The 22,055-nt window shown below is 43.2% G+C and carries 19 protein-coding genes; 15 read left to right on the forward strand and 4 right to left on the reverse strand.

Annotated elements, in window-relative coordinates:
* Positions 1 to 155 precede the first annotated feature (155 nt).
* From QMA01_RS09650 to QMA01_RS09700, 11 genes are all read left to right on the forward strand, one after another.
* Positions 156 to 1,643: a glutamate synthase subunit beta gene (locus QMA01_RS09650; protein WP_290214868.1), complete on the forward strand. Its 1,488-nt coding sequence runs from the start codon at positions 156 to 158 to the stop codon at positions 1,641 to 1,643.
* A 425-nt stretch (positions 1,644 to 2,068) separates the two neighbouring features.
* Positions 2,069 to 2,530, forward strand: a complete 462-nt coding sequence (locus QMA01_RS09655) for a hypothetical protein (RefSeq protein ID WP_290214869.1) — start codon at positions 2,069 to 2,071, stop codon at positions 2,528 to 2,530.
* A 90-nt stretch (positions 2,531 to 2,620) separates the two neighbouring features.
* Positions 2,621 to 3,529, forward strand: coding sequence for an HD domain-containing phosphohydrolase (locus QMA01_RS09660; RefSeq protein WP_290214870.1), 909 nt, complete (start codon positions 2,621 to 2,623; stop codon positions 3,527 to 3,529).
* A 125-nt stretch (positions 3,530 to 3,654) separates the two neighbouring features.
* A complete protein-coding gene (locus tag QMA01_RS09665) occupies positions 3,655 to 4,305 on the forward strand; it encodes a hypothetical protein (protein ID WP_290214871.1) in 651 nt (216 codons plus the stop codon).
* Between the two features lie 107 nt (positions 4,306 to 4,412).
* Positions 4,413 to 5,870 carry a circularly permuted type 2 ATP-grasp protein gene (locus QMA01_RS09670; RefSeq protein ID WP_290214872.1) on the forward strand — a complete coding sequence of 486 codons (1,458 nt, stop codon included), beginning with the start codon at positions 4,413 to 4,415 and terminating at the stop codon, positions 5,868 to 5,870.
* Positions 5,870 to 7,741: an alpha-E domain-containing protein gene (locus QMA01_RS09675; protein WP_290183852.1), complete on the forward strand. Its 1,872-nt coding sequence runs from the start codon at positions 5,870 to 5,872 to the stop codon at positions 7,739 to 7,741. Before QMA01_RS09670 ends, QMA01_RS09675 begins: the two co-directional genes overlap by 1 nt.
* Before the next feature lie 145 nt (positions 7,742 to 7,886).
* Complete coding sequence (locus QMA01_RS09680) at positions 7,887 to 9,332, forward strand: DEAD/DEAH box helicase (protein ID WP_203340076.1); 1,446 nt, start codon at positions 7,887 to 7,889, stop codon at positions 9,330 to 9,332.
* A gap of 249 nt (positions 9,333 to 9,581) precedes the next feature.
* The gene (locus QMA01_RS09685; RefSeq protein ID WP_191714900.1) at positions 9,582 to 10,148 is read left to right on the forward strand and encodes a 3D domain-containing protein; all 567 of its coding nucleotides are present in this window, start codon (positions 9,582 to 9,584) and stop codon (positions 10,146 to 10,148) included.
* 208 nt (positions 10,149 to 10,356) lie between these two features.
* Positions 10,357 to 11,883 carry a phytoene desaturase family protein gene (locus tag QMA01_RS09690; protein ID WP_191714901.1) on the forward strand — a complete coding sequence of 509 codons (1,527 nt, stop codon included), beginning with the start codon at positions 10,357 to 10,359 and terminating at the stop codon, positions 11,881 to 11,883.
* Positions 11,880 to 13,337, forward strand: a complete 1,458-nt coding sequence (locus tag QMA01_RS09695) for a phytoene desaturase family protein (RefSeq protein WP_290214873.1) — start codon at positions 11,880 to 11,882, stop codon at positions 13,335 to 13,337. The genes QMA01_RS09690 and QMA01_RS09695 overlap by 4 nt, the downstream gene beginning before the upstream one ends.
* A complete protein-coding gene (locus QMA01_RS09700; protein ID WP_191714903.1) occupies positions 13,334 to 14,167 on the forward strand; it encodes a phytoene/squalene synthase family protein in 834 nt (277 codons plus the stop codon). Before QMA01_RS09695 ends, QMA01_RS09700 begins: the two co-directional genes overlap by 4 nt.
* 102 nt (positions 14,168 to 14,269) lie before the next feature.
* Here QMA01_RS09700 and QMA01_RS09705 read toward each other — a convergent pair whose 3' ends face one another.
* From QMA01_RS09705 to QMA01_RS09720, 4 genes are read right to left on the reverse strand one after another with little or no spacing between them, the layout of a single operon-like run.
* Positions 14,270 to 15,763 carry a phytoene desaturase family protein gene (locus QMA01_RS09705; RefSeq protein WP_290214874.1) on the reverse strand — a complete coding sequence of 498 codons (1,494 nt, stop codon included), beginning with the start codon at positions 15,761 to 15,763 and terminating at the stop codon, positions 14,270 to 14,272.
* Complete coding sequence (locus QMA01_RS09710; protein WP_191714905.1) at positions 15,760 to 16,860, reverse strand: glycosyltransferase family 2 protein; 1,101 nt, start codon at positions 16,858 to 16,860, stop codon at positions 15,760 to 15,762. The genes QMA01_RS09705 and QMA01_RS09710 overlap by 4 nt, the downstream gene beginning before the upstream one ends.
* 2 nt (positions 16,861 to 16,862) lie before the next feature.
* A complete protein-coding gene (locus QMA01_RS09715) occupies positions 16,863 to 17,537 on the reverse strand; it encodes a lysophospholipid acyltransferase family protein (RefSeq protein ID WP_290183853.1) in 675 nt (224 codons plus the stop codon).
* The gene (locus QMA01_RS09720) at positions 17,534 to 18,283 is read right to left on the reverse strand and encodes a carotenoid biosynthesis protein (protein ID WP_191714907.1); all 750 of its coding nucleotides are present in this window, start codon (positions 18,281 to 18,283) and stop codon (positions 17,534 to 17,536) included. Before QMA01_RS09720 ends, QMA01_RS09715 begins: the two co-directional genes overlap by 4 nt.
* Positions 18,284 to 18,718: 435 nt before the next feature.
* On the opposite strand from QMA01_RS09720, the gene QMA01_RS09725 reads away from it, so the two are divergent.
* From QMA01_RS09725 to QMA01_RS09740, 4 genes are all read left to right on the forward strand, one after another.
* Positions 18,719 to 19,561, forward strand: a complete 843-nt coding sequence (locus QMA01_RS09725) for a MurR/RpiR family transcriptional regulator (protein WP_191714908.1) — start codon at positions 18,719 to 18,721, stop codon at positions 19,559 to 19,561.
* A gap of 74 nt (positions 19,562 to 19,635) precedes the next feature.
* On the forward strand, positions 19,636 to 20,475 hold the full coding sequence (locus tag QMA01_RS09730; protein WP_191714909.1) for a transporter substrate-binding domain-containing protein: 840 nt from the start codon (positions 19,636 to 19,638) through the stop codon (positions 20,473 to 20,475).
* Positions 20,476 to 20,503: 28 nt separating this feature from the next.
* Positions 20,504 to 21,172 carry an amino acid ABC transporter permease gene (locus QMA01_RS09735; RefSeq protein ID WP_191714910.1) on the forward strand — a complete coding sequence of 223 codons (669 nt, stop codon included), beginning with the start codon at positions 20,504 to 20,506 and terminating at the stop codon, positions 21,170 to 21,172.
* 12 nt (positions 21,173 to 21,184) lie between these two features.
* Positions 21,185 to 21,907 (forward strand): amino acid ABC transporter ATP-binding protein, encoded by a 723-nt coding sequence (locus tag QMA01_RS09740; protein ID WP_191714911.1) that lies wholly within the window; start codon positions 21,185 to 21,187, stop codon positions 21,905 to 21,907.
* Positions 21,908 to 22,055 lie beyond the last annotated feature (148 nt).

A 22,055-nucleotide genomic window follows, 5' to 3' on the forward strand; every position in this document is an offset into this window, starting at 1 on the left:
GGCGAAGCGGCATCTTTTCAGCCGCACAGCCAGAATGGCTTGCATCCCGAAGAGCTAGGTGCTGAAGTCTAGACAATAAGAAAAGCGGAAGCAGCCGTTCATGTTCAAAAGTGCTGTGATTACAACATGAGAAATCGTGAGTAGGAGGGGAAACAATGGGGAAACCAACAGGATTTATGGAATATGGCAGACAAACAGTCAAAGAGCGCCAACCGGCTGAACGGACAAAGGACTGGAATGATTACACAATTCCTTTGTCGAATGAAGAAGTGGCAAAACAAGGCGCGCGTTGTATGGACTGTGGAGTGCCGACATGCCATACCGGAATGGAATTGGATAATGTAACGACCGGTTGCCCTGTAAACCATCTCATCCCAGAATGGAATGATCTTGTTTATCGTGGCCAGTGGAAAGAAGCCTTGCACCGTGAACACTTGAAAAACAACTTCCCTGAGTTTACAGGAACGGCTTGTCCGGCACCTTGTGAAGGAGCTTGTGTACTCGGCATCAATGAACCGCCAGTAGCGATTCGTACAGTAGAACGGTCGATCATTGAGCGTGGATTTGCGGAGGGTTGGGTTGTGCCTGAGCCACCCAAAACACGTACCGGCAAAAAAGTAGCCGTAATCGGTTCGGGGCCGGCCGGACTTGCCGCTGCAGCCCAGTTGAACAAAGCGGGGCATATGGTGACGGTATTTGAAAAAAGCGACCGTGTAGGCGGCTTGCTGACGTACGGAATTCCAGAAATGAAGTTGTCCTATGATATGGTAACCAGACGTGTGAATATTCTTGAGCAGGAAGGAATTACTTTCATCACAAACGTAGAAGTCGGAAAAAATTACCCTTCTGCGAAACTGAAAGATGATTTCGATGCAGTAGTCATGTGTACGGGTTCAACAGTTCATCGTGATATTGATGTGGAAGGCCGGGAGTTGGAGGGTGTCCATTTCGCTATGGATTTCCTTCACGCCAGTACAAAAAGCCTTCTGGATTCAAATTTTGAAGACGGCAATTATATTTCGGCCGAAGGCAAAAATGTCATTGTCATCGGTGGTGGAGATACAGGAACGGATTGCTTAGCGACATCAGTTCGCCATGGCTGTGAAAGCCTTGTTCAATTTGACGTTTATGACAAAAAAGGGGCAATCCGCGACGAAAAAGGCAATCCATGGCCACAATATCCGAAAGTGCACCGCGTGGAATATGGCCATAAAGAAGCAGCGGCCACTTTTGGTGAAGATCCAAGAGCTTACGCAGTTATGACCAAGAAGTTTGCCGGTAATGAAAACGGCCAAGTCAAAGAAGTCCATACGGTCAATGTGAAATTGAAGATAGACGAAAACGGCAATCGGATCCGCGAGGAAATTCCAGGCACCGAAAAAGTATGGAAAGCAGATTTAGTGCTGATCGCCATTGGCTTCAGTGGACCAGAACAAGACTTGATCCAGCAGCTGGAGTTAGAAACAGAAGTGAATTCAAGAGTAAAAGCGGAATATGGAAAATACACTACAAACGTAGAAGGTGTTTTTGCAGCGGGGGATGTCCGCCGTGGCCAAAGCCTGATTGTTTGGGCCATCAATGAGGGTCGTGAAGCAGCGCGTGAATGCGATCGTTTCCTTATGGGGACGACTGTATTGCCGTGATAAAGAAGCGTAATAATAGAGTTGAAGAAAAGCTGCAGTTAAACTCATCTTCGAGTTCAACTGCAGCTTTTTCTGTGGAAAGGATGGACGCGAACGAAGAGAAATTTGAAGGGGAGGGTCGTCGATGAATGACCGTCGCTATTTTCGTTTAAAGTAGAAAAATGAGGTATAATTTATGGACCATAGCAGCCTTGTAACAGCTATTTGATAATCCTTCATTACAGTAATACTTTATCACTGTAACCTATAAGTCTTTTATCTAAATAATACAATATTTGATTGTGCAAAAGACCTATGAAGGATATACTATATTAGGTCAGGGATGGTATTTTAAGTTAATTTAAAGTAGAAAGATAATTGGCTTTTGCTTATAAAATTTTAAAATCTCACTGCCTGCTTACAAATTGGAAATAGGAGGAATACGGATGTTTAAAAAGAGCTTAATCGCTGTATTATTTTCATTCATTATGGCAATGGTATTAGGTACTAGTGTGTTTGCAGCGGATAATGGTGAAGTGGTCAAAGTCGACGCTGCAACAGAAATGACTCCGGAAATTGCCTCGGCATTATCGGAAGTCAATAAAATAAATGATAAAATTTATGCAGAGATTGATAAAGCAGTAGCTAAATCTGAAAAGATGCATACTAAATTTCTTGAACAGCAAGCAAAACAAACTGATCCAACTAAACAAGCTAAGTTGAAAGCAGACTACGATAAGAAGTACGAAAAACTCATTGCTGATTTAAAAGCAAAGGCTGAAAAAATGACGCTTAAAGGAATTGAAAAGGCTGAGAAAGCCGGATTGGTCGTTGAGATAGAATTGGTAGAGGTTTCATTTCCTAAGGGTCCAGAGTTGATTGATCCTATTCTAGTAGTTGGTTGGTAATTATCTTGTTCATATAACAATACATGAAGTAATATTAGAGTATAGAGAGTTTTCTATACTCTCGTATTTTTCTGCAGAGGATGTGTGTCTGTGAAAGGCTTAGACATATTAACAGACGGTTATCTTGAAAAAGTGAATAATGGTGCCACGACACTGAGTCTTTTGGGACGTGGAAACGGTATTGAATTAATGAAGCAGACAGTTTTATCAGATAGTATATTTATTCTTTTTCCCAGCCAAGATGAGGATTCGCAAGAGTTTTTTTATATACTGTCTGGTGAAATTGAAGCTGATATAGACGGTGAAGTTAAAAGGTTGGGACCAGATACCTTTCTCTCTGCTAAGAACTTAGAAGGTACAGTGCAATTTAAAACTTTGACTGATTTAACTTTTCTGTCAGTTTCTACTGTTCCTGTATTCCATTATTTAAGCAGTATAGTAAGTAAGTTAAAGAGTATTGGAGAAGCTGTTGAGAAAAAAGATCGTTATACATTTAATCACAGCTCTCGTGTCGCTAACTATGCGGTTAAGACTGCTTCTAAAATGAAATTGAGAAAAGAACAGATGGAAAATTTATTGTTAGCTTCCATCCTGCACGACATCGGCAAAATCAACATTCCTGAAGAAGTATTGAAAAAGCCAAGCAAATTGACGAACGAAGAGTTTGAGTTGGTGAAAAAGCATCCAGGCGATGGCGCGGCCATGATCCGGGACACTCCTTATGCAGACATCGCAGATATCGTCGAACAGCATCACGAGCGCGTGAACGGAAGAGGCTATCCTTTTGGCTTGAAAGGCGATGAGATTTTAGTGGAAGCTAAAATTATCGGCGTGTGCGATACGTTCGATGCAATGACCGAAGACAGAGCTTACCGAACTGCATTTTCTCCAGAATACGCGATGGCAGAAATCAACAATCTGGTTGGGGTTCAATATGATGAAACAGTCGTCAAGGCTTTCGAACAGGTTTTGAAAGAAGAAGGAAAGCTAAGTTCATAGATGCTGAGACCAGACACCCAGACTTTTCGAGGTGTCTTTTATTTTCCCTAAAATGTTTAAAAGTCAGTGATTTAGTCAATACTTTATACACAGTGATTATACAAAAACGAAGAGGAGAGATTCAAATGGCCAGAAATTCATCAGGCGGTATGTTTGGAAAACTTGTATTGATCGGCCTTGGTGCTGTAATCGGTGCAGCAATGACTCAGCAGAAAACGCAAACAAGCGAAACCTCTCAAACCAGCAAAGCAGATATGAAAGCGAACATTAAAAAAGGGCTTGATCGTTTAAATGAGCAATCAGGCGGTATGGTGGACAAAGTGAAGCCGACAGTCAATAAAGCGGTGGAAAAAGTGAAAACGGCAATTGATGCACAGCAGGATATGATGAACAAAGAAAAAGATGCTTTGGATAAAGCGAATAAAACATTACAGGATGATGTTGGCGGCAATGTCGACAAATCGAGCAGTTCATCAACTGATCAGTCAAAGACGAGCTCTACCGGCAATGTTTCCCCTAACACCAATAAGCCGACAGGCGGCGTTTATGGAGGAAGCACGGAGTATACAGAATCCTTGAAAAAAGATGTTGATGATTCGTCGAGTACGGACAGTTCTACATTCGGCAGCACTGGATCTACCGGCAATACTTCTTCTGAAGCCAATAAACCATATGGCGGAAGCACGGAGTATGCGGATTCTTTGAAAAAAGACTTATCGAACCAGTCGAAGAAAAAAGACGATTCTTCTTCAAATGATTCCACATTCGGGAAGTAAATTAGGTATAATGGAACAAAGTTAAGCTATGCGCGTTTCCAGAAGCGGCATAGCTTTTTCTTCATTCATTTTTGTCTGAATATTCTACGTATTAGGGGGTTGTCTCTTTGTTTAAAACGTATTCGACAGGGGCATTTTTTGATGAAATGTTTACACCAAATGGAAAGCCGAAGTCACATTACCAAAAATTTTTTGATGTACTTCAGAAATTTTCGAAAGACGAGCTGCGTGAAAAACATGAAACAGCTCAACTATCTTTTCTGAGGCAAGGCATCACTTTCACTGTTTATAACAACAATGTCGGAACGGAAAGAACCATGCCTTTTGACTTTGTGCCCATCATCATTCCATCTGAAGAGTGGGAAGTGGTGGAAAAAGGAATGGTCCAGCGCGCGGAAGCGCTCAATCAGTTTTTGGAGGATGTCTATCACGATAAGCGCATCTTGGAGGATGGGATTGTTCCGAGACATTTAGTTGAAGCGAATCCATATTATTACGACGAACAGGTAAAAGATATCGATATTCCGCTGAAAAATCATATTTTTCTAGCCGGTATTGATTTGATCCGTGATGAGAACGGGAAATATCATGTGCTTGAAGATAATTTGCGTAATCCATCAGGATTGTCTTATGTGTATCAAAACCGGTACGTCATGCGTCAGGTTTACCCCGAGTTTTTCGCCAGCCAATCGGTTCATACCCTCGAGCATCAGCTTTCCCATCTCCATCAGGCGATATTGGACCATGCGCCGGAATCCAGAAAAGACAAGGCCTTTGCTGTTCTGCTGACTCCTGGGATGTACAATTCCGCATATTATGATCATGTCTTTCTAGCGCAGCAGATGGGCATCGATTTGGTGGAAGGCCGAGACCTGATTGTTAAAAAGAACATCGTTTACATGAAGTCAATCCGGGGGTTGAAACGAGTCGATATCATCTACCGCCGGATAGACGACGATTATCTGGACCCGGAAGCGTTTCTCGCTGAATCTGCACTGGGTGTTCCCGGGTTGCTGCTGGCTTACAGAAAAGGCAATGTAGCGATTTTAAATGGCATTGGAAATGGAGTGGCAGACGACAAAGCCATCTATGCCTATGTGCCGGAGATGATCCGGTATTACTTGAATGAAGAACCGATCATCGATAATGTCAAAACCTATCTATTGGATAAACCGGAAGAGCGGGAGTGGGTGCTCGATCACTTGCATGAATTGGTGGTAAAAAATGTCGGTGCTTCGGGTGGCTACGATATGTTGGTCGGACCGCATGCATCAGAAGAACTGATTGAACAGTTTCGTGAAAAAATCATTGAAGCCCCTCACCAGTACATTGCCCAGCCGACCATTAAACTGTCCAGGGCCCCTGCGTATCAAGGAGAAGAATTTTATCCTTGCCATGTCGACTTAAGGGTTTTTGTCGTTCGGGGAGTGGACACACATGTTATGCCGGGCGGACTTTCACGTGTTGCTTTAAAAGAAGGGTCCTTGGTTGTGAATTCTTCGCAGGGCGGAGGCGGGAAAGACACATGGGTGTTTAAGAAAAGAGAAGAAGAGGGGGACGCTTAATGCTGAGCCGCGTGGCAAATTCTTTGTATTGGATGTCGAGAAACGTAGAGAGGGCAGAGAACAACGCCCGTATTTTGGATGTGCAATTGCTTCAGATGATTGAAGCGGCAGACGAAGAGTTGATTCGAGATAGCGATTGGAAATTGATTTACGAAATATGCGCTTCGACAGCAACGATGGAAAAGATTAAGTCCCTGCCAAGCTATCAGGAAGATCAGCTTGTCCACTACTTGGCTATGGAAGAAGCCAATTTTAATTCCGTAGCGAGTTGTGTGAGAGTCGTCCGTGAAAACGCCAGAATCAGCCGGGACCACATTCCGGATGATTATTGGGAAGCCTGGAATGGCTGTTACTTGATTTTGCAGGAAATGGATCAGCAAAGCTGCACTGTCAAAGAAATGCGTGAATTTCTTCAACATGTCAAGCTGACCTCGCTGACTACACAAGGAATCGTGGAATCCTCCATGTCGAGGGGAGTCGCTTACCAGATTATCAAAATCGCCAAATGGCTGGAACGCGCAGAAAAGACAGCCCGAATTTTAAACGTCGTTTGTGAACGTACGAGAGAGCGGGTTTTGGAAGCGCAATCGGAGGATTATTATTATTGGCTGGCTGCATTACGGATGACCAATGGCTACAATGCGTATTTAAAAGTGAATCCCCCACAGATGAACCCGAAGAAAGTATTGACTTTCCTGATTGCCGATACGAACTTTCCGCGTTCGATCCGCTATTGCCTTACGCATGTCCGCAGAGCAATCGATGAGTTGGAAGGCGGGAAAATTTCTCATTATTCATGGCAGCTTTATGCGAAACTGGACCAACTCCAGGAAGAATTTGAAGCCATCAATATTGATGAACTGAACTCAGACGAAATTATGGATTTTCTGAATGATTTTCAGAATGGCTGCAATGAAGTTGGCCAGATTTTTTCGAAAACCTATTACTTAAGCGATTCCGAGACCAAACCGATGGAGTCCAGCCAATCACAGAGCATGGGCGCGAAAGGAATAACATCTATGAAATATAAAGTTGAGCATACCAATATCTTTCAATACGAAACAATTGTAGACCAAAGCATGAACTCGATCCGGCTAAAGCCGAGAACGGATGAATGCCAACGCTTATTGTCCTACCGGGCGGAAATTACACCGGCTTCCTTGACTAAGGAGCATATCGACATTTGGGGAAACCATGTAGAGACCTTTTTTATTGCTGAGCATCACCAGCATTTAGAAGTGAAGACGACATCCATCGTCAGCATCCAAAAAAGTCCCTTTATTCATCGGATTGATTATTCGCCAGAAATGAGTGCCATTTTTCATTCGCAATTATTCGGAGAACATTACCTGGCCTTTTTGAGTAATACAGCGTATACGTATTTATCAATGGAGCAAATGAGCCAAATCGACCGTGAGCTGGGCATTATGAAAAATCCAGTGCAATATGCGATCGACGTGATGGAGTATATTCACCAGCATTTCACTTATGACGGTGAATCAACGACGGTCAATACAAAAGCGGAAGAATCTTTTGAATTAAGAAAAGGGGTTTGCCAGGACATCACGCATGTCATGCTCGGCATTCTTCGCAGCAAGTACATACCGGCCCGTTATGTCAGCGGCTATTTGTATGTGGGGGAAAATTCGGCACTTGTCGGGGATGCTGCGAGCCATGCATGGGTGGAAGTGATGGTCCCTGGCATTGGTTGGGTAGGTTTGGATCCAACGAATAATGTAGAAGCTCTGGAAAATCATATTCGTGTTGGCGTAGGGCGGGATTATAATGATGTCAGCCCGGTGCAAGGGGTTTATCGCGGCGGCAGCCAGTCCTTGGATGTTAAAGTTTCAGTGAGCCTGATGGATCAATAACTGGAAACCGTAGACATAGGAATTTTCTTCAGCACCATCGATTTTTAGAGCGGGATAAAACTTAATAATCGTTTAACAGCAGAATTTTCTAATCCGTGCGATAATAGGAGAACCTGAAATTTTTGAACGGAGATGGAGAGCAAACATGAATACGAAGCAATTTAAAGAATACGGCATAAGTGAACCGATCGTGAAGGCCCTTGAGGGGCTTGGATATACCGAACCGACAGAAGTACAAAGAAAAGTCCTTCCTGTCGCATTTTCAAAAACTGATATAACGGTGAAGTCTCAAACAGGAAGCGGGAAGACAGCTGCATTCGGAATTCCGATCTGCGAATTGGTCGATTGGGAAGAAAACAAACCCCAGGCCTTAATTTTGACACCGACACGGGAATTGGCGGATCAAGTGAAAGAGGATATAACGAACATCGGCCGATTCAAACGCATCAAAGCAGCGGCGGTTTATGGCAAACAGCCTTTTGCTTACCAACAGGCTGAACTCAAGCAGAAATGCCATGTGGTTGTTGGGACGCCGGGTCGTGTGCTGGATCATATTGAACGTGGTACGTTGAACTTGGAACGCATCGAGTACCTGGTTCTTGATGAAGCGGACGAAATGTTGAATATGGGCTTTGTGGAACAAGTGGAAGCAATCATCAACAAATTGCCGAAACAGCGCATGACTATGCTGTTTTCAGCAACATTGCCTGAAAATGTAGAAAATCTGCAAAAAAAATACATGATTGATCCGAAGCATATTGAAATTGCTTCAACGGAAACTTTAACCGCTCGAATCGATCACTCCTTGTTTGTTGTAGCGGAACAAAAGAAATTTTCATTGTTGCGGGATGTGACCATTGTTGAGAATCCGGACAGCTGCATCATTTTCTGCCGGACCAAAGACAATGTCGATTTTGTCATGGAACAGTTGGAAAAACATTATTACACGTGTGATAAATTGCACGGGGGCATGATGCAGGAAGACCGCACTGCTGTTATGAATGATTTTAAACGAGGTGAATTCCGTTATTTGGTGGCGACTGATGTTGCTGCCCGTGGGATTGATATCGACAGCATTACGCACGTCATCAACTATGACTTGCCGATGGAAAAAGAAAGCTATGTACACCGCGCAGGCCGCACAGGACGTGCCGGAAAAACAGGGAAAGCAATTTCGTTTGTGACACCACATGAAGACAAATTCCTGGCTGAGATAGAAGAGTACATCGGCTTTGAAATTCCGCGCAGAACGGCACCTTCACCGACTGAAGTGGACGGAGCTATGCTGGACTTCACAGAGAAACTTGAAAGCCGTCCAAAGCTGAAGAAAAACAAAAATGAGCAAGTCAATAAAGATATCCTCAAGTTGTATTTCAATGGCGGCAAGAAAAAGAAACTTCGTGCTTTTGACTTTGTGGGTACATTAACAAGCATTCCAGGAGTGACAGCTGAAGATATCGGGATTATTAAAATACAGGATACGGTGACATACATTGATATTCTGAATGGCAAGGGCCCGATGGTCTTGAAGGCGATGAAAGATAAAACCGTTAAAGGCAAAACACTAAAAGTGCATAAAGCCAACAAATAAGCTGGGACTGCGAGCCAAAAAAGGCTCGCAGTTTTCTAATTTCCAAAGAAATAAAAAAACAATGTACCATATGGAATGGTATAAAGAGTATTGTTTTTTTACATAATTTAGGTTTAAAATAAGGACGTCATAATTCATATGTCACAAAATGAAGCGGTATTGTAATGAAACATGCCCTTTATTGTTACATGCCTGTAATATTCCCGTGCTATTTTAATTGTACTTAGAAAAAGCAAAGGGGATAGCAGATTGAAAAAACTATTGGCAGTCTTAAGTTTTGCACTGATTTTATTCCTAGCAACTTCGATTCAAAGTTCAGCGGCATCAAATGTATATACAGTAAAAAGCGGGGACACATTATATAAAATTTCAAAATCTCAAAAAGTATCAGTCAGCAATTTGAAAATCTGGAACAATTTAAAGTCCAATACGATTCATCCAAAACAGAAACTCAAATTGAAAAAACCGGCTGCTAAAACAGTTTCGAAAAAAACGACTCCTTCACGTTCAACAAGCGGAACAGTCGCAAAGGAATTCACAGTGAGCGCCACTGCATATACAGCTTCGTGTAAAGGATGTTCAGGCATTACACGCACAGGGATTAACTTGAAAAAGAATCCAGGGCTGAAAGTCATTGCAGTGGATCCTAAAGTTATACCTTTAGGAACGAAAGTTCATGTGGAAGGCTATGGATACGCTGTTGCAGGTGATACCGGCGGTGCTATCAAAGGGAAAAAAATCGATGTCTTTATTCCGACCCAAAGCAAAGCGCTTAAGTGGGGACGCAAAAATGTTAAATTAAAAGTATTGAAATAAGTGAAATCCGGCTCATGAAAATGAGCCGGATTTTATTGCGTTCAGCAATTGACTACTGGGGAATTGCGGGTAAGTAACTTCACAGAAAGATTTAAAAAAATTGGAAATAGGGTAAATTCAAATGAATAGTCTTTTTTAAGGTTAGGCGGTATAATATTTGTATAATTAATGTAGAATATATAAGGCAATTTGAAATGGAGGCATCTTTATGTCAGAGAGAATGATTGTGATAGGGGCAGGGCCTGGTGGATTAGCTGCAGCTATGTTGTTGGCCAGCAAAGGATACCAAGTGGATGTCTACGAAAAACAGCCATGGGTAGGAGGGCGAAATGCAGAACTGCGTCTTGGCGATTTTACTTTTGACACAGGTCCTACCTTTTTGAGCATGCTGCATTTAGTGGAAGAGTTGTTTGAAGCAACAGGCAGAAACTTAAAAGACTATATGGATGCCGTTGAATTGGATCCCATGTACGAATTGATTTTTGAAGATCAAAATTTGGTTATGACCCGAAATAACCAAGAAATGAAAAAACAAATCAATGAAAACTTCAAAGGCGATGGCGAAGGATACGAGCGGTTCATGAAAGATACCGGCAAGAAATTGGAAGCTCTGTCTCCCATTCTGCAAACCAAGATGGATAGTTATTTCAGAATGGTCCAGCCGAAAGTATTGAAGGCTTTGCCTGAACTCGAAGTGAATAAAACATTATACGATGTATTGTCCCGGTATTTTAAAGATGAACGGCTGAAAATGGCCTTTGCTTTCCAATCCAAATACCTCGGTATGTCGCCATGGGAATGCCCTGGAGCTTTTTCCATTCTTTCTTACATGGAACATGCGTATGGCATTTATCACCCGATCGGCGGGGTAAATCAATTGTCGCAGGCTATGGCAAAAGTAGTGGAAGAACTGGGCGGCCGAATCCACACCAGCACAGGAGTCAAAAAGCTGTGGATTGAAAATCGTGAAGTGAAAGGCGTAGACCTTGAAAATGGACAACGCAAAGAAGCGGATGAAGTAATTATTAACGGTGACTTCGCTCATGCCATGAACCATTTGGTCGAGCCAGGGATTTTGAAAAAGTACACTCCTGAAAAATTGGCGAAGAAAAAATATTCCTGTTCCACGTTTATGCTTTATTTAGGGCTTGATAAAAAATACGATCTTTCCCACCATACGATTGTCTTTTCAAAAGATTATAAGAAAAATGTGGAAGAAATGACAAAAACGCAAATTCTTTCTGCAGATCCATCCATTTATGTCCAAAATGCCAGCGTTACCGACCCTACGCTAGCGCCTGAAGGGAAATCAGCCTTGTACATTTTAGCCCCGGTGCCGAATAACTTCAGTGACATCGGTTGGGAAAACGAGCAACATGCTTTCCGTGAACTGGTGTTGGATATTATTGAGGAAAAGACAGAGTTCAAGAATTTGCGCGACCATATCGAAGTTGAAAAAATGTTGACGCCGATGGGCTGGCAGGAAGATTACTCAGTCTATCAAGGAGCGACGTTCAATCTGGGCCATCAATTATCTCAAATGATGGTCTTCCGTCCCCACAATAAATTTGAAGAACTGAAAAACTGCTGGTTGGTTGGTGGAGGCACGCATCCAGGAAGCGGCTTGCCAACCATTTTGGAATCGGCACGCATCACAGCCAATGGCATTCTTGAACAGCATGGCAAAAAAGGGATCCCAGTGTTGCCGCTTCCTGCATTGGAGGGCTTTGCATGAAGATTGCAATGATTGGCGGAGGCGTCGGCGGAATGATGGGCGCTTTGTATTTAACGAATATGGGCTTTGATGTCACGATTTTTGAAAAAGAGGAAAAGCTTGGAGGCCGTTTAACGTTTGTTGAGCGAGATGGCTTTAAAGTAGATCAGGGGCCCACCATTGTATTATTGCCTGAGATGTTTCAGGATCTGCTTCAGCAAGCAGGGATTCCTGCTGAAGATATCGAATTATTATTATGTGATCCGCTTTATTCCATTCGCTTTTCGGATGGCACTGTTTATACTAAGTATCCTGATATCAATCGCCAGTTGGAAGAAATTGAAAACGTTTTTCCGGCTGAAAAAGAAGGGTTTCTTCGGTATATTTCAGAAGGCCGCAAGCGGTTTGAGATCGGCAAATCTTCATTCTTAGAGCATTCATTCGTCAATAAAGCCGATTTCTTTACCGCTGGAAACGTCAAGAAATTGTTGAAGCTCAAACCTCAGCAATCTGTCAAAAAACTGACATCCAATTATTTTCGGGACGAACGGCTGCAGTTGGCTTATTCGCTGCAATCTTTGTATATCGGTGGGGACCCGTTTCGTGCGCCGGCTATGTACTCGCTTGTCCCTTTCAGTGAACACGAACATGGGGTATATTATTTGAAAGGCGGTTATGGAAGCCTGATTCCAACGTTGGAAAAAGCACTTCGGTTACGTAATAATCTGACCATCAAAACAAATACGGCAGTTCAACAAATTGTTACAGAAGAAGGTAAAGCTAAAGGGATTGAAACGGCAGAAGGCTATGAAGCGTTTGATGGCATTGTCTATAATGGCGATTTTCCAGGTATTGAAAAAGTATTGCCTGAGCAGAAAAAGAAAAGTTATACCGCCTCTTCAGGATGTGTATTGCTGTATTTTGGCTTGAACAAAGTGTACGAAGAAGGAAATGTCCATCAGTTTTTCATCGGTGACAGTTACGAAGACCATATGGATGATGTGTTTGTGAAAAAACGGAAAACTGAAAATCCGGCAATTTATACTTTTCATCCATCAAAGATAGATGATTCATTGGCTCCTGAAGGAAAGGGTGTCCTTTATGTATTGGTTCCGGTTCCTTCAGGAACGGATATCGATTGGGCAAATGATTCAGCCTGGATCGAAAAAATCATCGATCGTATGGAAGATTTAGCTTTTCCTAATTTCCGGGAAGCGGTGGAATGGATGGAAGTCCGGACACCTACAGAGGCAGAAGCATTCGGTCTGTTCAAAGGAGGAAGTTTCGGAATTGGCCCTACATTGTTCCAATCCGGTGTTTTCCGTCCTCAAGTCAAGCCGTTCAAAACCGATCGCTTGTATGCAGTAGGTGCATCTGTCCATCCTGGCGGAGGCATTCCAATCGTCATGCAAGGGGCAAAGCTACTGGCAGAGCAAATCCAAGGCGATTTTGCAAAGGAAAGGGGCAGTGTATGATGAATTTAAAAGATGCTTATGCTTCCTGTGAACAAGTCATTGCTATGCATTCTAAAAGTTTCTATAAAGCATTCTCCTTGCTCCCTAAGGAAAAACGAAAAGCTGTTTGGGCTGTTTACACATTTTGCCGGACTGTAGACGATATTGTGGATGAAGGATTGAATTCAGAAGAAGAACTTGAACAATTCAAAGTGGATTTCGAAGAATTTTTAACAGGAGCCTACGACAATGATAACCCAATGTGGGTAGCACTGGGACATGTCTTTGAAAATTACGAGATGGACGTGGATGCGTTTTTCGGGTTGATTAGAGGGCAAGAAATGGATTTGACCATCCATCGCTATCGGACAATGGAAGAGTTGCTGAACTACAGCTATCATGTGGCCAGTACAGTTGGCCTCATGCTGTTGCCGATATTGGCTCCCGGTAAAACAGGTATCCTGAAAGAAGGCGCTATTTCACTTGGATATGCCATGCAGATCACAAATATTCTGCGTGATATCGGCGAAGATCTGGAATTAGGCCGCATCTATTTGCCTGAAGAGATTATGGGCAAGTATGAATTGTGTGAAGATGAGCTCCGTTCCGGAATTGTCAGTCCTCAATTCATTGCGGTTTGGGAAGAATTGGCGGAAAAAGCCGAATTCCATTACAAAAAAGCATTTGAAACGATTCAGGATTATCCTTTGTCTTCAAGAGTCCCTGTTAAAGGAGCCGCACTTGTCTACCGTGAAATTCTTTTCACAATCCGTTCGAAGCAATACAATGTCTTCCGCGAAAAACATTATGTGCCCGAAGAGTCGAAACAAGCCATATTGGCTTGTTTGTAAAGAAAAAAGCGGAAGTGCCCGTCGGACCTGGGCGCTGGAGCTGGACAATAGAGAAAAGCGTCATCGCCTATTGTCTTCTCTAAATACAAAAAGACAGCTTCATCATTTCGATGAAGCTGTCTTTTTGTATTTAGCGATTATCTTATTTGCTACATTCAAACCGCTCAAGACTACCATTGGTGAACCGCCGCCGGGGTGGCTGCTGCCGCCGACGAAATAAAGATTTTGAATATCGCGGCTGGCATTGGGCGGACGAAGAAAGGCATCTTTCGGGCGGTTGGAAGAAGGGCCATATAAAGCTCCCCGGAAAGCGCCGAACTTATCCCCAATAAAAGCTGGAGTGAAGATTTTCTCTTCAGCGATATAACTGCGTACATCGATTCCGTAACTTAGAAGAAAGTCATAAATGCGTTCTTTATATGTTTCTGGATCAATCTGCAGCTGTCCTTCTTTAGTCAGTGCAGGTGCATTGACCAGAATAAACAGGTTGTCGCCATCAGGTGATACGCTTGGATCTGTATAGGAAGAGTTGCTGATATAGACGGTGGGCTCATCGCTGTATGCGGAAGCATCGAATAAATCGCTGAATTCCTTCTGGTAGTCTGAAGAGAAAAAGACGTTATGATGCTTCAGGGCATCAAGACGTTCTGTTAATCCGACCGTAATGACAAAGGCCGAAATAGATGGTTCAAAGGCTGCCACTTTGGCATCAGACAACGATGGCCGATGTTTTTCTTCGACCAAAGCGGGAAAGGCCGACAGCAAATCGCCGTTTAAAATGACCAGGTCAGCGTCGACCCGTGTACCATCTTTAAGCTCGATGCCTTTTGCCTGACCGTCATCAGTAAGTATTCTTGTCACTTCTTTTCCGGTTTGCAGAACAGCACCGGAATTTCTGGCAACAGCTGAGAAAGCTTGGGCAATACCTGTATTTCCTCCTTTTTTGTAATAGACGCCTTCCACCAATTCCAGGTAAGCGATCATGGAAAAAGTGGCAGGTGCCCGGTAAGGGGAAGAGCCGATGTATGTGGCGTACCGGTCAAATGCCTGGACCAGCAAAGGGTTCTTGAAATACCGCTTGAAAAAATGGTGCATCGATTCTGCGGGACGCACCTGCAGCAGAGCAAAGCCGAGAGAAGGAGACAAATAATCGCGCCAGGATTGAAAGGTTACTGGGAAAAAATAACGTTCAGAGAAATTATAAAGGCGGCTGATTTCCTTGATGAATGCGGGGTATTTATTGGCAGCATGGGTATCGAAAACGTGAAGCTGCTGAATCATTTTTTTCTGGTCGACGGTGAAATCGAATGAACTGCCATTCGGAAAATGATTTCGGGTATGAACTTCCAAAGGCATAAAGTCCAAATAATCCTGTGGGTTTTCACCGGTTTGGGCAATGACTTTTTCAAAGACAGCCGGCATCGTAATCGTGTTCGGACCGAAATCAAAAGTATAGCTCCCAAGTTCCACAGGCATCAGTTTGCCGCCGAGATGATCATTCTTTTCAAAAAGCTCTACTTCAAACCCTGCGTGGGCAAGCGTGACCGCGGAGGCAAGTCCGCCTAACCCGCCACCGACTATGACAATTTTTTTCATGAATAATGCCTTCCTTTCCATGAATAAGGCTGTTTTTTAAAGGATTTCCGCATCGATTCAACCAAAACTCCGAGCATCGCTGCTGCCTGGAGAGGAATCAGGAACGACAAGTACCAGCGTTGGTTGGTCACCATATCCACATACCAGCGTTGTATTACTGTCAGCACGTAAGGGATCATCCATGAGTATAAACCATTAAATACTCCGTAAAGGGCCAAAAAAGGAGGAAGGATGTAAAAGGTTGAATAAAAAAGGATGAGCACACCTGCAAGAAAAGGTGACCGTCCGATGCCGGCGTAACTGTTCTTCAAAAACCCTTCCCATACTTCAGTGTTGGTGTCGTACATCCGGCATTTTACTGACATGGTGATATTCGCCAATACGACCTTATAGCCATGTGCTTTTATTTCCCGGGCAATATGGACGTCCTCGACCAGTGAGTTATAGACGGCCGCGTGGCCGCCGATTTTTTGATAGCTGTTTCTTTCAAACATCATCCACATGCCATTGGCGGCTGTCGCGGCTTTAAATTTCGTATAGTTGGCCAAAGCGATCGGCAAATGAAATAAAATAACAAAATGGAGCATCGGCACGAGCAGTTTGCTGAGAAAAGGAGCCACATCAAAAGCGGGGAAACCAGTCAATAAGTGTGCTTTTTTTCGCTCCATTAATGCCAAGGACTGTTCAATCGCTTTCGGCCGGAAGCGGACGTCAGCATCGACAAACAATAAATAATCGCCGGAAGCGGCTTGCTGAAGCTGATGGCAGGCATGGACTTTACCGACCCATCCTTCGGGAAGTTCTTTGCCCTGCAGGATTGTGAACCGGGAATCCCCTTCGATTGTGCGCTCCAGCTCTTTTTGTGTGCCATCTGTCGATTGGTCATTTAAAAGGATAAATTCCATCTGGTCATAGGATGAATTCTTTAAGGATTTTATCAGGACTTCGACATTTCGCTCTTCATTCCGCATCGGCACGAGAACGGATACCAGGGGTCTTCCAGAAAGCTCCGGTTGCTTCGGCAATGCCGGAAGAAACAGGCGATTGATGATGATCCAGCCTAAAAAAGCCAGATGAATTGCGATATAAAGGGCCATAATTATTTCCCCCTTTTTCCGAGCGATTGAAACGCTTCACTGTTTTCGCTGATTACGGTACTCTTCAATGAATCTAGCTGTTCCGTACAAAGCTCTTGCAGGTAGAGGGTCTTTTCTTTACGGTTCAGATGTTCCAGTGTTTTTGTCGCTACCTGTGGATGTTGCTGAATCCACAGTTCAGGTTTTTGCTGATGGCCAAATGAATAATAGAAACTAAGAGGCACCACAGGCACTTCCGGACAATGTTCCATCAAGTAAGCCACTCCCGTCTGGAAATCGAGAGGGCGCGTTTCAAGGTGGAATTCATCCCCTTGGGGAAACAGAACCACGGACTTTCCTTGTTTCAATAAAGCTTCAGCGTACTGAAGTGAAGTCAGAATTTCTTTTGGTTTTTTTCGGTTGATGGAAAATGCGCCAAGGTAACGAAAATAGGAATGTTTTTTCAGTCCCTCTTCATGCATCATCATGTGTATATCGTGCCGCCAGACCGTGCGGTTCAAATAGAAAAACACAAGGCCGTCCCACCAAGAGCTGTGGTTTGCGATAAACAGCACCGGTTTCTCTGGAATGATTTTTACTCCCTGGCCAAGTATTCGGGAAAAAGAAGAACGGATGAGCGGCGTTAAGTATAGATTAAAGCCGAATTCGAATAAACTGGATTTTTTCGCATCGATCATACAGGTTGCCTCTTCCAGGCCAGAGCGACAATCAAGACAGTTAAAGCAGTCGTCAATAGCACAGCCAGCCATAATCCGCCGATTGCTCCCAGCATGATAAACATAGCGATCATCAATACGTATAAAAGAAGCATCCGCTTTTCTGGGAGGTTTGAAGTAATCGTCAACGATTTTTTCTTCATCGTTAGGTCAATCACCAAATGCAGGACAAATGCCACAACGAACCAACCGAAAAAATTAGTCCAGGGAATATTATAGTAAAGTCCGGTATCTTCCCAAATCCAATACTGTTTTACTTGATAGGCGACCGGATCGATGATCAGATCAATGATCACTGCACCTATCCCCCCCACGATAGCGTAAAGTAAGCCACCGCCTGGAACAATCCAACGTGCCACCACATGGGTGGTGGCCATGACCATAAGCCAAGCGAAACCGATGGCAATAGGAACCCCAAATACGTTTGGCGCAAAACGGTCTGTGTAGTCATACGAGCCGAACAGAAAGCCGCTGTCTGCTCCTGCCCACTCGACAATGAATGTTGAGAAGAAGATAAGGACACCGATTGACGCCCCGGGAATTGCACCGAAACGTTTCAGGAAGTATAGAAAGCCGAGCGTTCCGGCGAGTATAAGGAAGAATGCGTTTGCCCACTCCAGCCAGGAAGGCAGAAGGTCAAAGCCGACTAGGATAATTCCGCAAACATACCAAAAGATGAAAAGTTTGAATATCCGATTTTCCCACACAAAAAACAGCCCCTTAGATAATTTTCTTATACAAAGATTATACAGGAGTTGCGTCGAAATATGAAAACATGAGACGCAGCTTCACAAAGATAGTCAGCTGCAGGCAACTATAAAGAAATGTAAAGTTTCGAATTTACAAAATAAGGGGATAAATTCTTATGTCCATAAGTCTGCATAGTAGAAAATAATTAATAATAAAACCAATAGTTTCAGGCGAATAGGCTAGTTACTTAGAGTAAATTTTAAAAAAATGTTAAATTTATCTCCAGCTTTATTTTTTCTTAAACCCTTTGTTAGAAGGCTTTTGAATGGTTTTTTAAGTATTCAAAGAATCCGGTTAATATTGAATTTTCGGTAAACTATTGCAGGGTTTCCTGCATGCTTGTATACTTTAGGAAGAGTATTTAAGTGTGTTCTTCAAGTGGAGGCGTTAATATGCAGGATTTACTGCGCAGTGTGTCAGATTCATATCCGGAATTTAGTTCAGGCCAGAAAAAAGTCGGAGATTTGTTTTTCAAAGAACCTATTTTCTTAGCTTTCTCTTCTGCACTTGAAGTCGGCAGACGCGTCAACGTCAGTGAATCGACAGTCATACGCTGGACACAAAAGCTGGGTTATAAAGGATATGCTGAATTTCAGCATGTCGTACAGCGGAAACTGGCGGAAGAACGACTGGAAAAAGCAGAACAGAAAATAGTTGAGCCTGCTGCCCAACAATCTTTTTTGATGAATTTGCTGGATGCCGATATTTCAACGATTGAAAAACTGAAAGAATCGATCAACGAAAAGGAACTTCTGCAGGTTGTCGATAAAATCAGTCAGGCTAACCGGATTTTCGTTACCGGCAATTTCTTCGATTACGGAATCGCCCATTGGTTTTCCAACTGGCTGAATCTTGCGCTTGATCACTCAGAAATGCTTTACCCTTCAACTGGAGAATATTACACACAGCTCTCCAAAATGGGCAAAGGGGATTTAGTCATTGCTTTCGTATTTCCCCGTTACACAAACCTAATCATCGATGCATTAAAAAGTGCCAAAGCACAAGGTGCGGATGTGGTTGTTTTGACTGATTCAACAGAATCTCCAGCTCTTGCCTATGCGGATTGTGCTCTTGCAGTGTCCGTGAATTCAAGTTTGAATATTGATTCCTACACCTCCGTCCATGCACTTTTGACATCGATCATGCGATTCATTTATGTCAAAGATCAAGAAAAAGTAAATGGCAATTGGGCAAAAGCAGAAGAAGTATACAAAGAGCGGAATCTTTTTATTTAAGCAAGCCAATGTATTGGGAAATTCCGAAACGCCTCGGCGATTTGGTCAAATAAAAACGAAAAGGGGAGAAAAAGATGAAAAAGAAATTATCATTTTTAAGTGTAGTTTTTTCCGCGGGAATGTTATTGGCAGCTTGTGGAGGGGATGACTCATCCAGTTCGGAAGAAGGATCAAGTACTGAGGGCGGAGGCAGCGATCTGAATTTGCTTGAAGAAGGTAAATTCACGACTGCATCAAGTGGTTTATACAAACCGTTCAGTTTTGAAGAAGGCGGAAATCTGGATGGATTTGATATCGATATCGGCAATGCAATTGCAGAAGAAATGGGGCTTGAGCCAAATCCGGTCACTACACCATTCGAAACCATCATTCAAGGGTTGAATACAAACCGCTTTGATGCAATTATCGGATCAATGTCTAAAACCGCTGAACGTGCGGAACAAGTCAGCTTTTCTGATCCATACTATTATTCAGGTGGAGCCATTTTCGTGCGTGAAGGAACTACAGATATCCAATCTGTAGAAGATTTGACGGATAAGAAAATCGGTGTAGTTGGTCAGACTACATATGATACGGTTGCTCAAGAATACACAGAAGACATCCAATACTATTCAAGTGACGTTGTTGCTCTGCAGGATTTAGCAATTGAAGGCCGCTTAGATGCTGTTATTACAGCAGACGTGGTAGGGTTTGAAGCGCAAAATGAAGGACTGGCAGTCGAAATGATCGGCGATCCGCTATGGGTCGAACAACCATCAATCGCTGTTCGCAAAGATGATGAGGCATTGCTTGAGGAAATTAATAAAGCCTTGGATACTATCATCGAAAATGGAACTTATGATGAGATTTCACAAAAATGGTTCGGCCGCAATCTCCTCGACATAGATCTTGAAGGCGTTGAAGTTCTCGAATAATTTTTTGAGATAAAGAGGAGTGGAAGGTATGCCAGAGATAATTACAACAGTTTACGACGTATTTATGCGCACGTATCCTGGATTTTTAGAAGCGACCGTCGTTACTTTGCAATTGACAGCTATTGGTGTCATTTTGGGAACGGTTATCGGACTTGTTTTCGCGCTGATGAAAATCTCAGGCTCTAAAATTTTACAGGCCATTGCCAACATTTACATCACAATTATTCGCGGTACTCCGCTGATCGTACAGATTATGTTCCTATACTTCGGGATTGTTGAACTTTATACAATGTCGAATTTCTGGGCCGGCGCTATAGCGCTCGGTGTCCATAACGGTGCTTATATCGCGGAAATTTTCCGGGGCTCAATCCAGGGTATTGATCCGGGACAGCGGGAAGCCAGTATGTCGCTGGGTATGGACCGCCGCCAGACAATGAGCCGAATCGTTTTTCCACAGGCTTTACGCCGTTCGATTCCGCCGCTTGGCAACCAGTTCATCATTACATTGAAAGATTCATCACTTGTTTACATCATCGGGGTAGCGGAAATCTTCTCACTTGGAAACCGTGAAGCCGCACAATCTTACCAGCCATTTGAATCGTTTTTGGTTGTTGCGCTCTACTACCTGGTGCTCGTAATGATTTTCACATTCCTATTGCGTTTGTATGAAAACAAACTCGATGTCGACAGAGCCTAAGGAGGGACTAACATGATTATTGGTGAAAACATTCATAAATCCTTTGGTGACCTCGAGGTACTGAAAGGTGTAGACCTTCATGTCAAACCCCAGGAAGTGGTTGTACTTGTCGGAGTCAGCGGCTCCGGAAAAAGTACGCTTCTCAGATGCTTTAATTTCCTGGAAATGATCAATGACGGAAAAATTACGATTGATGGCCATACGGTCAATCCGAAAAAGGATAATTTAACGAAAATACGTGCCGAAGTCGGCATGGTATTCCAGCATTTCAACTTGTTTCCTCATAAAACGGTACTGGAGAACGTCATAGAAGCTCCAATCACCGTCAAAAAGATGAAGAAAGAAGCGGCTAAGAAGCTGGGAACAGAATTGCTGGAAAAAGTAGGCCTGGGTGATAAAGCCAATGTCTACCCGAGCAAACTTTCTGGTGGGCAAAAGCAGCGCGTTGCGATAGCACGTTCGCTTGCCATGCAGCCAAAAGTTATGCTGTTTGATGAACCGACTTCTGCACTCGATCCCGAACTTGTCGGAGAAGTGCTGCAGGTTATGAAGCAGTTGGCTGAAGAAGGAATGACCATGGTCGTCGTCACCCATGAAATGAAGTTCGCCAAAGAAGTGGCGGATCGCATCATTATGATTGATGAAGGCAAGATCATTGAATCGGCAGATCCGAAGAATTTCTTTGAAAATCCGCAAAATGAGCGAACCAAGCAATTTATTCAGCTGGTCGAATAATCAGTCGCCATGCGGGATGAAAATACTAGGTGAAAAGGAAGGAATCGGTTCAAAGGAACTGATTCCTTCTTTCTTGTGGTATTTAACGTTTGCTGAGGAGGAATTTGGTTAAGTTATATAGTAATGGGAAAACTTGAGGAGGCAGAAG

The organism is Planococcus notacanthi (assembly GCF_030407825.1).
GTDB classification, from domain to species: Bacteria; Bacillota; Bacilli; order Bacillales_A; family Planococcaceae; genus Planococcus; species Planococcus notacanthi.